Source organism: Dactylosporangium sp. McL0621, assembly GCF_049995355.1.
Lineage (GTDB): Bacteria > Actinomycetota > Actinomycetes > Mycobacteriales > Micromonosporaceae > Dactylosporangium.
The window spans coordinates 9,210,782-9,222,602 of sequence record NZ_CP188259.1; the positions used below are offsets into that span (position 1 = coordinate 9,210,782).

Annotated in this window: 15 protein-coding genes; 5 read left to right on the top strand and 10 right to left on the bottom strand. The window is 67.7% G+C overall.

Features of this window, described 5'->3' with window-relative positions; genetic code table 11:
* Positions 1–57: 57 nt before the first annotated feature.
* The 3 genes from ACPPVO_RS43785 to ACPPVO_RS43795 all read left to right on the top strand — a co-directional run bounded on the left by ACPPVO_RS43785 (position 58) and on the right by ACPPVO_RS43795 (position 1,847).
* Positions 58–750: a response regulator gene (locus tag ACPPVO_RS43785; RefSeq protein ID WP_426504451.1), complete on the top strand. Its 693-nt coding sequence runs from the start codon at positions 58–60 to the stop codon at positions 748–750.
* Between the two features lie 256 nt (positions 751–1,006).
* Positions 1,007–1,429, top strand: coding sequence for a hypothetical protein (locus ACPPVO_RS43790; protein WP_426504452.1), 423 nt, complete (start codon positions 1,007–1,009; stop codon positions 1,427–1,429).
* Positions 1,430–1,652: 223 nt separating this feature from the next.
* Positions 1,653–1,847, top strand: a complete 195-nt coding sequence (locus ACPPVO_RS43795) for a hypothetical protein (RefSeq protein WP_426504453.1) — start codon at positions 1,653–1,655, stop codon at positions 1,845–1,847.
* A 104-nt stretch (positions 1,848–1,951) separates the two neighbouring features.
* Here ACPPVO_RS43795 and ACPPVO_RS43800 read toward each other — a convergent pair whose 3' ends face one another.
* A complete protein-coding gene (locus tag ACPPVO_RS43800; protein ID WP_426504454.1) occupies positions 1,952–2,206 on the bottom strand; it encodes a hypothetical protein in 255 nt (84 codons plus the stop codon).
* A 133-nt stretch (positions 2,207–2,339) separates the two neighbouring features.
* On the opposite strand from ACPPVO_RS43800, the gene ACPPVO_RS43805 reads away from it, so the two are divergent.
* Positions 2,340–2,591, top strand: a complete 252-nt coding sequence (locus ACPPVO_RS43805; protein ID WP_426504455.1) for a hypothetical protein — start codon at positions 2,340–2,342, stop codon at positions 2,589–2,591.
* A 50-nt stretch (positions 2,592–2,641) separates the two neighbouring features.
* Here ACPPVO_RS43805 and ACPPVO_RS43810 read toward each other — a convergent pair whose 3' ends face one another.
* Positions 2,642–2,785, bottom strand: coding sequence for a hypothetical protein (locus tag ACPPVO_RS43810; protein ID WP_426504456.1), 144 nt, complete (start codon positions 2,783–2,785; stop codon positions 2,642–2,644).
* Between the two features lie 102 nt (positions 2,786–2,887).
* Between ACPPVO_RS43810 and ACPPVO_RS43815 the strand changes: the two genes are divergently transcribed.
* Positions 2,888–4,690: a PHP domain-containing protein gene (locus ACPPVO_RS43815; protein WP_426504457.1), complete on the top strand. Its 1,803-nt coding sequence runs from the start codon at positions 2,888–2,890 to the stop codon at positions 4,688–4,690.
* Between the two features lie 619 nt (positions 4,691–5,309).
* Here ACPPVO_RS43815 and ACPPVO_RS43820 read toward each other — a convergent pair.
* The 8 genes from ACPPVO_RS43820 to ACPPVO_RS43855 form a co-directional block, all read right to left on the bottom strand.
* Positions 5,310–6,014 (bottom strand): DUF899 domain-containing protein, encoded by a 705-nt coding sequence (locus ACPPVO_RS43820; RefSeq protein WP_426504458.1) that lies wholly within the window; start codon positions 6,012–6,014, stop codon positions 5,310–5,312.
* Between the two features lie 109 nt (positions 6,015–6,123).
* The gene (locus ACPPVO_RS43825) at positions 6,124–6,783 is read right to left on the bottom strand and encodes a DUF5134 domain-containing protein (protein ID WP_426504459.1); all 660 of its coding nucleotides are present in this window, start codon (positions 6,781–6,783) and stop codon (positions 6,124–6,126) included.
* A gap of 291 nt (positions 6,784–7,074) precedes the next feature.
* Positions 7,075–7,734: a maleylpyruvate isomerase family mycothiol-dependent enzyme gene (locus ACPPVO_RS43830; protein ID WP_426514808.1), complete on the bottom strand. Its 660-nt coding sequence runs from the start codon at positions 7,732–7,734 to the stop codon at positions 7,075–7,077.
* A 10-nt stretch (positions 7,735–7,744) separates the two neighbouring features.
* A complete protein-coding gene (locus tag ACPPVO_RS43835) occupies positions 7,745–8,722 on the bottom strand; it encodes a sigma-70 family RNA polymerase sigma factor (protein ID WP_426504460.1) in 978 nt (325 codons plus the stop codon).
* Positions 8,723–8,873: 151 nt separating this feature from the next.
* Positions 8,874–9,626: an SDR family oxidoreductase gene (locus tag ACPPVO_RS43840; protein ID WP_426504461.1), complete on the bottom strand. Its 753-nt coding sequence runs from the start codon at positions 9,624–9,626 to the stop codon at positions 8,874–8,876.
* 57 nt (positions 9,627–9,683) lie between these two features.
* Positions 9,684–9,893: a hypothetical protein gene (locus ACPPVO_RS43845; protein ID WP_426504462.1), complete on the bottom strand. Its 210-nt coding sequence runs from the start codon at positions 9,891–9,893 to the stop codon at positions 9,684–9,686.
* 50 nt (positions 9,894–9,943) lie between these two features.
* Positions 9,944–11,050, bottom strand: a complete 1,107-nt coding sequence (locus ACPPVO_RS43850) for a DHA2 family efflux MFS transporter permease subunit (protein WP_426504463.1) — start codon at positions 11,048–11,050, stop codon at positions 9,944–9,946.
* Positions 11,051–11,355: 305 nt separating this feature from the next.
* Positions 11,356–11,640, bottom strand: a complete 285-nt coding sequence (locus tag ACPPVO_RS43855) for a hypothetical protein (RefSeq protein ID WP_426504464.1) — start codon at positions 11,638–11,640, stop codon at positions 11,356–11,358.
* Between the last annotated feature and the right edge of the window lie 181 nt (positions 11,641–11,821).

An 11,821-nucleotide genomic window follows, 5' to 3' on the forward strand; every position in this document is an offset into this window, starting at 1 on the left:
CCGCCCGGCTGGGATGGTCAGTGACCGACAACTACCGGCACCAGCCGGCGGTGAGGCGTGACCGAGCCGCTGCGGGTCCTCATCGCCGACGACGAGTCGCTGGTCCGCGCCGGGTTCCGGGTCCTCATCGACAACGAGCCGGGCATGGTCGTGGTGGGCGAGGCCGCCGACGGCGCGACAGCTGTAGACCTGGCACGACAAACTCGACCGGATGTCGTCCTCATGGACATCCGCATGCCGAATGTCGACGGGCTGGACGCCACCCGCCGCATCGCCGGGGACCCCGACCTCGCACATGTCCACGTGCTGATCCTCACCACGTTCGACCACGACGAATACGTCATCGAAGCATTGGATGCAGGCGCCGGCGGTTTCCTGATCAAGAACACGGATCCCGGCCAACTGCTGCACGGCATCCGGGTCGTGGCAGGCGGCGAAGCGCTGCTGTCGCCCGGCCTGACCCGCCGACTGGTTGCGCGGCTCGTCGACCGCTCCCCCAATCGCCAGGTCAACGCCAAGGCCCTGGCCCAGCTGACCGAACGGGAGCGAGAGGTCGCGGGGCTGGCCGCACACGGAATGAGCAACGAGGAAATCGCCGAGGCCCTGTCCATCAGCCGGGCCACCGCGAAAACCCACATCAGCCACGCCATGTCGAAACTCGGTGCCCGCGACCGCGCACAACTCGTCGCGCTGGCTTACCGGTACCGCCTGGTCGACCCCCCTGGACCGACGTCGCCGCGCGCTCCATGACCACCGATGTGCTGCATCGTGCCGGCCATCTGGGCCAGCACGGCCGCGGTCTGCCGGGTCCCGGTGGCGCAGCCGGTGACCGCCCCGGCGGGCTGGGCGCTGTGGGTGCCGAAAACCCCATCCATGGGTTGTGACCTGCCGGTTCTCGGACATGGCTGAAGTCTGCGAGACGGGGTAGGCCAAGGCGGTCCATCGTGCTGCTGCGACTGCCCTACCTGGCGCTCACGAGCGTGTTCACCCTCATACGGCTCATACCATGACCGATTCGGACAAGAACGTCGAGATTCTGACGCTGCGCCACCAGCTCGCCATCCTGCAGCGCCAGATCGACAAGCCCCGCCTCACCCCGCCCGACCGGGCGTTCCTCGCCGCCCTCCTCCACCGGCTACCCGGGCCGAAGCTGCGTCAGTTGCACCTGATCGTCTCCCCCGACACCGTCCTGCGCTGGCACCGCGACCTGCTCCGACGTCACCACGCCAACAATCCCGGCCGAAACAGCCAGGACGGCCAGCCACCATCCGCAGCATCCAGAGCCTCGTCCTGCGCCTGGCCCGCGAGAACCCGAGCTGGGGCTACCGGCGAGTCCACGGCGAACTGGCCAGCCTCGGCATCAAGGTCGCCGCTCCACGGTTTGGGAAATCCTCCACCGCAACGGGATCGAACCCGGAGCAGGCGTTGAGGGCTCGCTCCACGCGCCAGCGGGCCGGCTCGTTAGCGGATGCCCGAGATGTAGCTGGTCAATGCTGACCGCTCGGTTCCGAGCTCGTCGATGCGGCTGGCGCGGTGCACGGTGGCTATGGTCGTGCAGGCGAGGGCTACAGGAGTGGTTATGCCGCACTGCACGGATGTTTCGCGGGGTTCCGGCGCAGCAGAAGCCTGCAGTCGACTGCACGATGGCCGGCATGGACGAGTACCGGGAAATCGTGTCCGACATCCTTGCGACCACCGGCGGAGCAGAGGCGTGGATCGAGACAAACCTCGCCGGGTACCTCACCAAGCGGTGCACCGGATGCGATCTCGACGAAGATGCACAGTCGTGGGCGCAGGCGCTGGCGTGGCTCACCGAGCACGCAACGGCGTGCACCGCCCGGCGGTAGGGGTCCGATCGTTGACGGCGCGGTGAATCAGCGTGGCTCGTCACCGGCCGGCGCGGCCTGCCGCCGCTGATTTGATTCTGACGACCCACTGATGACCGTCAGAATCACCGCTGATTTCCCTGCCGCCGGGCAGCCTTCTCCTCCTCTCGGCAGCGGAGGCTCCGGCTCGGGGCCAATGACACGAGCAGAAAGAGGCCGTCGCTGTCGCTGCGGAGTATCTGGTTCCGCAACATCCGCGACGCGTTCATCACCCAGTCCGGGTAGCTGGACACGTTGCCGCAGTAGTGGGTGATGGTGGTCTTGCGCTGAAACAGGAGCTCGAGGATCTGTCGGTGCCTGGCGTTGGGGGCTACAAGCACGAGCGGATGCTGCCATGGCAATCAGACGGCCGCCTCCGAGGTTCGGGGAGGCGGGTGGAGATGCTCCGGGCGGCGGTACGTTTGGGTGTCGCCGCTGCTCACGGGGTGCGCCATGCGGCCACCGGTAGTGCCGATGCGCGCTGTCGCCGTCCGGAACCTTCCCGCTGGCCTGCTGTACGAGCCGACGTGGGACGGGTTCCGTGCTCTCGCCTGGGTGCTCGACGACCGGGTCCTGCTCCAATCCCGGCAGATGCGCAACCTCAGCCCCTACTTCCCCGACGTCACCCGCCTCCTTTGCTGTCTGGCGGTCGGAGTCACCCGGCACCGTTGCACTGACGACAGCGCGTTCGTCGACGGCACCCAGTCGTGGACAACGCCGGCGTAGTCCAGCGACGACGCCACGAGGCCGACATGTGGGTGGGCGTGACGATCCCCCTACTCCCAGCGCTTGGTCCTCCCCCAGCCGCGCAGGTTCGCCCGGTGCGGCGGCCGGCGGGTCCAGCCGACCGCCGCGGGGTTGAGCTGCCCGATCGGCGGGCACAGGTCGATCGGCTCGACGGTCTCCTTCTCGTGCGTCACCAGGGAGGCGTAACGGCCGCCCGGTGACGGCCGTTCCGATCCCCGTTTCTTCCCGGCTGCGGGCTGAGAGGCTGGTAGCAGGGCTCTCGCTAGGAGGATGCGGTGCCCGCTTTCGAGCACCTGCACGTCGTCTCGGGGTACTCGCTGCGCTACGGCGCCGCTCTCCCTGCGCGTCTGGCGGAGCGTGCCGCCGAGCGCGGTATCACCGCGCTGGCGCTGACCGACCGGGACACCGTGGCCGGCAGCGTCCGCTTCGCCAAGGCCTGCGCCGCCGCCGGAGTGCGCCCGCTCTTCGGCGCCGATCTCGCCCACGCCCCCTGCGCCGGGCCACACCACCAGCCAGTAACCTGGCACACGGCACGCGAGCGGGCGATCGCCGCCGACGGCGCCCCCCGCGTGGTCCTGCTCGCCGAAGACCGCGCCGCCTGGGCCGCGCTGTGCCACCTGATCAGCGCCGCCCACGCCCACCCCGACAGCCCGCCCCGGCTGGCCTGGGCCGACCTCGAGCGCCACGCCAGCGGCCTGACCGCCCTCCTCGGCCGTGCCTCCGAACCCGTCCGGGCACTCGGCGCCGGCCACCCCGACCGGGCGGTGGCCCTGCTGGCACCGTGGCGTGAGATCTTCGGCCCCCGCCTGCGCCTCGAGGCGGCCTACTACGACCCGCGGGGCAGCGGGCCCGGCTCACTGCCGCTTGCCGCCCGCACCCTCAACCTGGCCGCCGCCGAGGGCATCGAGGCGGTCCTGGCCGGCGCCGTCCGCTACGCCGATCCCGACCAGGCCCCCGTCGCCGACGTCCTGGACTCAGCCCGCCGCCTGACCCGCATCGACCCCCAGCACACCGACCGCGGCGAGCGCTGGCTCAAACCACCCTCCGCTATGGCCGCCATCGCCGAGCACATCGCCAGCGCCGCCGGCCAGGACGCCTCATACCTGCTGGCCGCCACCGCCCGCTGCGCCGACCGGCTGCGCTTGGACCCCGAGGGCGACCTGGGCCTCGGCCGGGTTCACTTCCCCGAACCCCAGCTGGTCGGCGCGAGCCCGGCCACCGCCGCCGGTCTGCTGGCGACTCGCTGCCGGGCGGCCATGACCGCCCGCGGCTACGACCACGACCCGGCCATGCTGCAGCGCCTGGAAGAGGAGCTCGCGGTCATCGACCACCTCGGCTACCCCGCCTACTTCCTGACCGTCGCCCAGATCGTGGACGACACCCGGCGCCTGGGCATCCGGGTCGCCGCCCGCGGTTCCGCCACCGGCTCCCTGGTCGTCCACCTCCTGGGCATCGCCACCGCCAACCCCGTCCGGCACGACCTGCTCATGGAGCGCTTCCTCTCCCCGCGCCGCACCACCCTGCCCGACATCGACATCGACGTGGAGTCCACCCGCCGCCTGGAGGTCTACCGCGCCATCTTCGACCGCTTCGGCCCCGACCGGGTGGCCACCGTCTCCATGCCCGAGACCTACCGCGTCCGCCACGCCATCCGCGACACCGCCGCCGCGCTCGGCCTCGACCCGGCCGAAACGGACCGCCTGGCGAAGGCATTCCCCCGCATCCGCGCCCGGGACGCCCGCAGCGCCCTCGCCGAACTGCCCGAATCGCGCACCGTTGCCGCCCATTACGCCCGCTGCACCAGGCTGTGGGACCTCGTCGAGGCCCTGGACGCCCCCTCATTCGATGGCCATGCACCCCTGCGGGGTGCTGCTGTCCGACCGCACCCTCATGGACCGCACCCCGGTGGTGCCCAGCGCCGGCGAGCACCTGGCGATGTCGCAGTTCGACAAGGAAGGGCTGCCCGGGGCACCGGGCAGTCCTGGTCAGGGAAGCGTCCGCATCGTGCGCCGGGAGCACGACGGCGGTCGGCCAGGGGCGTGCTGGGTCGGCCGCCTGCGTCCTCCGCTGCGCCGTGAACTGGTCGAGCAGACGCTCCGCCATCGTGCTACACGTCCTTTGCCAGTGAAGTCCAAGTACAGCGCCGGCCGCGATACGCGTGGCGCGGTCCATCACATTCATCAGTATCTATTGATGGCCATGACAGTGTCCGAAGATCCCGAGGGCAGCATCTAGGATCTGGTCGCGTCGGGCCATCGCCTCGTGGGACAAACGGATCTTGCGGGCATGCCCCTCCTCGCAGGGCGGCAAGCCGATTGGGCGTCCAGCAGCCCGCGGCGATAGCAGAAATGCGCGTCGATGCAAGGTCCGCTGGGTCCAGACCAGCATCAACCAACCGCGCAGATGTGAGCGAGCTCTTGCCGAGCATCGGCGGCGCCGACCAGTCCGGACCGGGAACCGGGCCGGCCGGGAATTCCTGCGTACGGCGCTGATCGTCGGGCACCCTCACGTCATTTGACTACGGAGTGCCCGGCCATGCGATGAAGCGCGCTGTCCTTCGGCATATGGCGGCGGGCTCAGGGTCGAGGACCTGCCGGCCGGGACTCCGACCATCCCCCGGCGCCTGAAGTAACCCGGGTCGACCCCCGGCTGTCGAGCGGGGAGCGCCGAGCGGCTGCCGGCGCTCCCCGGTCCTTGTTATGCGTCGTAGGTGTCGTGCAGCGCGAACTGCGTGACGTGAGCCTGCCGGCCGAGTGGGGTCAGGTCGAGGTAGTTGTAGGTGTTGAGCATCTGCTCGACGCCGCGCTCGTAGGCGGAGTAGGTGTGATAGACGTCGTCGCCGTCACGCAGGAAGACGCTCAGTCCGTGCCACTCTCCGCTGATGTAATAAGGGGTGCCCTTCGCGATGAGCGTGGCCTTGTCCTTGTAGTTGTATTCGACCGGGGCGACCGACTCATCGGTCGTGACGTGGAAGTCGTAGTTGAAGTCGCTGCCGAAGGACGAGTACCAGGGGATGGTCCACCCCATCCGTTCCTTGAACGGCGTGAGCTTCGCCATCGGCGCTCGGGAGATGAGCGCGATGGTGGTGTTGTTGGCGTGCAGGTGCGACGGGTGGCTGATGTTGTCCACCATGAACGAGCAGCTGTTGTGGCCTTCGTCCTGGTCCGGGCCGAACATGAAGTGATAGATGATCAGCTGGGTACGCCCCTCGAACATGTCGAGAAGACGAAGCTTGCCGTCCGGGCCTTCGAAAGTGTAGTCCTTGTCGATCTTGACCATCGGCAGCTCCCGACGTCGCGCGCTCACCGCGTCCTTCGCGAGCAGGACCTCCTTCTCGGCTTCGAGAAGCTCCTTGCGAGCCGTCAGCCACTCGTCCGGGGATACGACCTGGGGCAGATTCATTGGCATTCCTTGGTTGTTGGTTTCTGCTTGTCCATACAGACCTCGCGGGAGGCCGATTCTCATCGGCCGGCACGATCCGATCTGCTGGCGGACGAATCCGGGACCACGGTCAGGCCATGGCAACGAACATGGCGGCCATGCCGATGCTCATCACGGCGTGACTTGCGGCCTCGACAGCATGTCGGCGGCCTTGCGGCTCGGTCGTGCCACCCGATCTCCGAGCGGCTCGGACCGCCGTGGACAACCACGGCCACGCTGCGACGACGAAGTACGCCGTGAGTACGACCATGGCGACCACGACCGCGTTGCCCGGATGCGCCGCAGATGCAGGCACGGAGGACGGCATCTCGTGGTGATGAGACGTCGGCATCATGTCGTCCCGGGCATGCGGATCGCCGCCACTGCCCATGGAGCGCAGCCCCGACATTGCGGCGATCGACCAGGCGAGAGTGCCGGCCGTGGCCGCATGGTGCAGGTCATGCCACCATGCGCCACCCGGCCGCGTCCGCTCGAGCCGCCCACGGACGACCCGAGCAACGAACCAACCCGCGGCCAGTGTGAAGGCGACCACCTGAGGCCACACAGGCAGCTTCGATCCCCATGACCAGGCCATCGGGATCATGGCCGCGCTGGCCGCGACGTGGATACCGCCCGACACCCGGTCAGAAACAGTCGTCGGAGGGCCAGCGCCTCGCCCCACCAGGAACAACAGGCCTGCGGCACCGAAAATGAGCGTCAGCGTCCCGCTGACGTAGACCGAGTCGATCATGGGATCTCCGAATGGTGACTGAAACGGGTCGGCGGGTGTTGATCAGAAAGGTGGCGGTCAACCGCCCACCCCCATTTAGACCCGGAGGGCAGCCGCAACCTATCGGTGACGATGCACGAGCGTCACCGGGCCGTTTGCAGGAGCGATGAATTTCCGCTGCTGGGATGGGCTCTATCCCCGCGGAGATGATTCGTAACGGGCTGAGATGACACCATTCGAGGTTGCCTTGATCGTCAGCGAAAGAGTCGGCGGGCGATCAGATCGCGCCCGGTCCGGATCCGTCGTCAACTGTCAGGCCCTTCGGGTACGAAGACCCATGGGTGCACAAAAACTCTTCGCTTGGCCTCGGCTGCTCACATCTCGGCCGTCGGCGAAAGAGGAGAACGGGCGGCGGCCCAGAAATGCCACGAGCTGATCACTCGGGCTCGCCAGTGGTGAAACAGCGATCGCGGGGCCGAACAGCGACTGTCGCCACGCATCGTCGACTACCAACTGCAACAGGCTCAGCAGGCCAAGAGCTAGCGGCGCCGGAATCGATCGCTGGAAGCCACATGCCACGGAGATGTCCCACCCGTGCACGGCGATCTCCGCCGCTCCTACGACGACCACCCACCCGCTCGTCAACGACAGATCGCCCACCGCAATCCTGCGACCGGCTCGTTCAGTCTTGACACAGCTCTGCAGCAGCAGCCCCGCACGCGATCGGAATGTCGCGGCCAGATGCGTCGTCGAAGAGCGGCAGTCATCGTCCTCAGCGTCCCGATCCGCGGGTTCAAGGGCGATGCTCTGGTGCAGCTCATCGATCGAACGGTTGAGGTGCAGCAGCAAGGCCTGCAAATCCCAGCCTTCGCACGGAGTCGGAAGAGATTCGGTGCCCTGCACCACAGCGTCGACACTCTCCGAGGCATAGCAGATCGCGTGCTGGAGTAGCCGAACCTGACCACTGAACATCGGCACGGCGTTACCTCGGTGTCTCTGGCGCCAAGACGCCGGCAAGTCCGAAGGCGGGGAACAGCCCCGGGTCGTTGAACGAGACGATGCGCGAAACTCCTGTCCGAGTGATGGTGAGCACCTGCAGCGCGTGTGGCCGGTAGGACCCATCGTTCTCACGCCAGTACGCCGCAACGGCCGGCTGACCATTCGCCGTGATCGGGAGCATGCGGGTCAGTCCAGGGCCGGCGAGGACGTTCCTCTCGAGGAACCGGCCGACTGCCACGCGGCCGGAGAACCACTCGACGTTCGGTGGCATCTCCAGTGCGACATCATCACGGAGTACACCCACAAGTGCTTTGACGTCCGCGTTCTCGAACGCGGCGATGTACTGATCGAGCAGGGCGCGCAGGCCCGGCTCCGAGAGGTCGGTCTGTTCGTCCTCCGTCGGAGAAACGCGCTGCAACTGAGCTCGTGCACGCTGCAGCAAGCTGTTCACCGCAGCGCTCGTCGTACCGAGCAACTCCGCAACCTCAATCGCCCGCCAGGCCAGGACGTCACGCAGAATCAGCGCGGCCCGCTGCTTGGCCGGCAGGTGCTGCAGGGCGGCGATGAGCGCCAGACGGACGCTGTCCCGAGAGGTGACGATCGCAGCAGGATCGGCCGCGTCGCCCGGCAAACCGGGCAGCGGCTGCAGCCAGGCGCCTGTCTCCAGCACGGACAACGGGTGGTCCGGATCGTCGCTCGGTGCACCCAGACCCGACGGCAGCAAGCGCCGGCTGTGGTGCTCCAGAGCGGTCAGGCAGACGTTGGTCGCGATCCGGTACAGCCATACACGCAGCGACGAGCGCCTCTCAAAATCGTCGTACGAACGCCAAGCCCGCACGTACGTCTCCTGGACCAGGTCTTCGGCGTCCTCGAATGAGCCCATCATCCGATAGCAATGCGCCAGCAGCTCCTGACGAAACGGGTCGGTCAGACGCACGAACTCGTCCTCGGCCTTCACCATCTGCACTGCGCACCTCTGCTTTCATCTTCGTGCTGATACAGACCAGGTCAAAGGCGGAAAATCATCGCCTTGGCAGAAGGTAGGTCTGAACGCTGTGCCGCTCCCGACCGGCAGCCTGACGGCACAGCGCTACCTGTACGGCACCTGCTTTCTACGGCAGCGGTTGCAAGCCGTTGCCGGTCAGCAGGTAGGCAGGCTCCGGATCGGCAGCCGAGGTGCTGAGCCGGACAACAGCCTCGCCTACCTGTTCAGGCGTCAGCACGGGCTGCAGAGCTTTGACGAAGTCAGCTACGCCGACGCCCTGCTGCTTCGCGTATGCCTGCACACCAACTTGTCCGAGCATCGTCTCCGGCGTCAGCTGCGGCAGTACGGCGACGAAACGAATGCGGAGCCCGGCCTCCTGCGACTCCTGCCCGGCGTACGCGGTGATGAAGCGAACCGCCGCCTTTGCTCCGGCATACCCACCGCTCAGCGGCGAACCACGCAACGCGGCCCCGCTGGACATTGTGATGACCGTGCTGTCGGTTGGCAGCGGGACGCGGAGCGCCGCCTGGGACCAGTGGAAGGCCTGCTGCGTATCAACCTCCCAGTTGCGGCTGAAGCCCTGCCACGTCTGCTCCCGCAACGGTCCCATCGGTGGAACCGCACCGGCGTTGAGCACCAGCGTGCGAGGTCGGTACCGCTCGAGGAGCTCCGTCGCCACGGCCGCGTCCGCTGCATCCGCCTCGACAGGGACGAAACCGCCTCCGAGCTGCGACTGAAGCTCCTCCAAACCCGCCGCAGTCCGGGCAACTCCGATGACAGTTGCGCCTGTCGCCCGCAGTGCTGCCGCAATGCCACGGCCGAACCCTCGGCCCGCCCCCGTCACGATCGCGGTGGCTCCGGTCAGATCAAGCGTCGACATGAAGATGCCTTCCCTACGTCTCGGATGAACGAACTAACCGGCTCTGCCGACAGGGAATCAGTGGGTCTGCTCAGGCTCGTTGAGTCGCTCCTGTGCACGCGAGGGCGCCAGTACGGCGAACCCCGCTCCAACCAGTGGTACCGCGGCCGCTACCGCGATCGCGGGTTTGAACCCGTCGATGAAGTCGGCCGCTGAGCCGTAGCCACCCTTGGCGGCAAAGACGGCGGCCAGGATGGCTATCCCGAAAACCCCGCCCAGTTCGCGCAAGGCGCTGTTGGTACCCGCGGCCACGCCCGAGTCAGCGGCAGGCACGGAGCTCACGACGGCATTCGCCACCGTCGGAAACACATCGCGATGCCGACACCCGAGACGATCAAAGGGCCGATCAAGTTCGCATAGCCGACCCCGGGCTCCACCACGAGGCCCAACCACGCAGCCCCACCCCCCTGGAGCAGGAGACCCGCCAGCATGAACGGCCTGTTGCCAAGCCGGTCCGCAAGCCCACCGGCGATTGGCGCCACCAACATCGGCATCGCCATCCAGACCAGGATCCGCAAGCCGGCTTCAAGCGGCGAGTAACCGAGTCCGACCTGGAACAGCTGGCTGATCATGAACAACGATCCCAGAAGCGAAATGAACTGGAAGAACGTCACCCCGTTCGCGGCCGTGAAGCCACGCCGCCTGAAATATCCCAGCGGCAGCATCGGCGTCCGACTGCGCGATTCCCACACCAGGAACGCCGCCAGCAACACCGCGCCGGCCCCCAGCGATCCGATCACCTCAATGCTCCCCCAACCGGCGACTGGCGCCCGCACCGGCGCCCACGTCAGTCCGAACAAGGCCGCACCGGCCAGCACGAGGCCTAGAAGATCCAACTGCTGCCGCGGACCGTGGCTCTCCTGCAGCATCCGGGTCGGCAGCGCAGCAACGGCCAGTCCGACCGGCACGTTGATCCAAAAGATCCACTGCCACGAGATCCCGTCGACGATCGCGCCGCCGAGCACCGGACCGGCCGCAACGCCGAGGCCCGACACGCCACCCCAGACCCCGATCGCGGCGCCCCGCTTCTCGACCGGAAAGGCATTGCTGATCAACGTCAGCGTGAGCGGCATCAGCACTGCCGCGCCAATTCCTTGCAGTGCTCGAGAGGCGATCAGTTCGCCCGCGTTCGATGACAGCGCCGCGGTCGCCGAGCCGGCCGTAAACACGAGCAGACCGACGATGTAGACACGGCGCCGCCCGAAACGGTCACCCAGCGACGCGCCCGTGAGCAACAAGCAGGCGAATACCAGGTTGTAGGCGTTGAGGGTCCATTCCAGGTCGGAGAGGCTCGCGTCCAGCTCCGATCGCAGAGTAGGCAGCGCGGTCGCAACGACGACGACGTCAAGGGAAGTCAAGAAGGCGCCGAACGCGGCTAGCGCCAAGGTCCAGCCCTTCCGGGAAGCAACTCGTGGGGAGTCCGGACCCGAGGCTCCGGCTCCCCGGGATTTCTCGTCAATCGGTGTAGCAGTCACCCTGATAAAGACTTGACCGCGGCCGACAATTCATCGCCACACCCGCTTCCTTGTCGCACGGCTCACCTGACCGCCATCGACCCTCGCCGACAGAATCCGAACACCGGCCGAGGAGGTCACATCGGCCACCCAGAGTCGAACCAGGCTGGCCGGCCTCACCCGTGGAGGCCAGCGTCGGGCGAAGCCACGCTCGCCGGGGCCACGGATGCTGTTGATCATGCAATTGTCGGCGCGTTGCTGTTGGTCACCTTGCGACCTTTGTGCGGACTGCGCAGCGTGCCGCCGGCGCCTTGGTAGCCCTTGTCGGCGAGGAGTTCGACCTCGGCGCGGGCGGCGGCGTCGATCACGTCGTGGTGGCGCGCGGGGGTCAGGTCGTGGGTTGAGCAGGATGGTCCGGCGGAGGTGCAGATCAGGTCACCACGGCGCGGGTCGCGGTCTTGCGGCGCGGGCGCACATGGCGGACAGCTGGGCAGCCAGCCGGTCATCGTCGCGTTCGCCACATGGGGTCACCGCCGGGCGGCCCCCGACGGCCCTTCGGTCACCTACGAGCACGAAGACGCGGTGGACGGGTCGCGCTGAAGATGGAATGCAAACGCTGCGGCGAGCGTCCACCGTAGAAAGCGCCGGACAGCGTCACGTCCAGGGCGGCCGCCCGCAGCACGCGTCAAGGCGCGGTTCACT

Excerpts from the sequence above, each read along its gene's own strand:
- ACPPVO_RS43840 (WP_426504461.1), bottom strand. The coding sequence starts at position 9,626 with ATGTCGACGCTTGATCTGACCGGAGCCACCGCGATCGTGACGGGGGCG.
- ACPPVO_RS43820 (WP_426504458.1), bottom strand. The coding sequence starts at position 6,014 with ATGAATCTGCCCCAGGTCGTATCCCCGGACGAGTGGCTGACGGCTCGC.
- ACPPVO_RS43795 (WP_426504453.1), top strand. The coding sequence starts at position 1,653 with ATGGACGAGTACCGGGAAATCGTGTCCGACATCCTTGCGACCACCGGC.
- ACPPVO_RS43830 (WP_426514808.1), bottom strand. The coding sequence starts at position 7,734 with ATGTTCAGTGGTCAGGTTCGGCTACTCCAGCACGCGATCTGCTATGCC.
- ACPPVO_RS43835 (WP_426504460.1), bottom strand. The coding sequence starts at position 8,722 with ATGGTGAAGGCCGAGGACGAGTTCGTGCGTCTGACCGACCCGTTTCGT.
- ACPPVO_RS43790 (WP_426504452.1), top strand. The coding sequence starts at position 1,007 with ATGACCGATTCGGACAAGAACGTCGAGATTCTGACGCTGCGCCACCAG.
- ACPPVO_RS43825 (WP_426504459.1), bottom strand. The coding sequence starts at position 6,783 with ATGATCGACTCGGTCTACGTCAGCGGGACGCTGACGCTCATTTTCGGT.
- ACPPVO_RS43805 (WP_426504455.1), top strand. The coding sequence starts at position 2,340 with ATGCGCGCTGTCGCCGTCCGGAACCTTCCCGCTGGCCTGCTGTACGAG.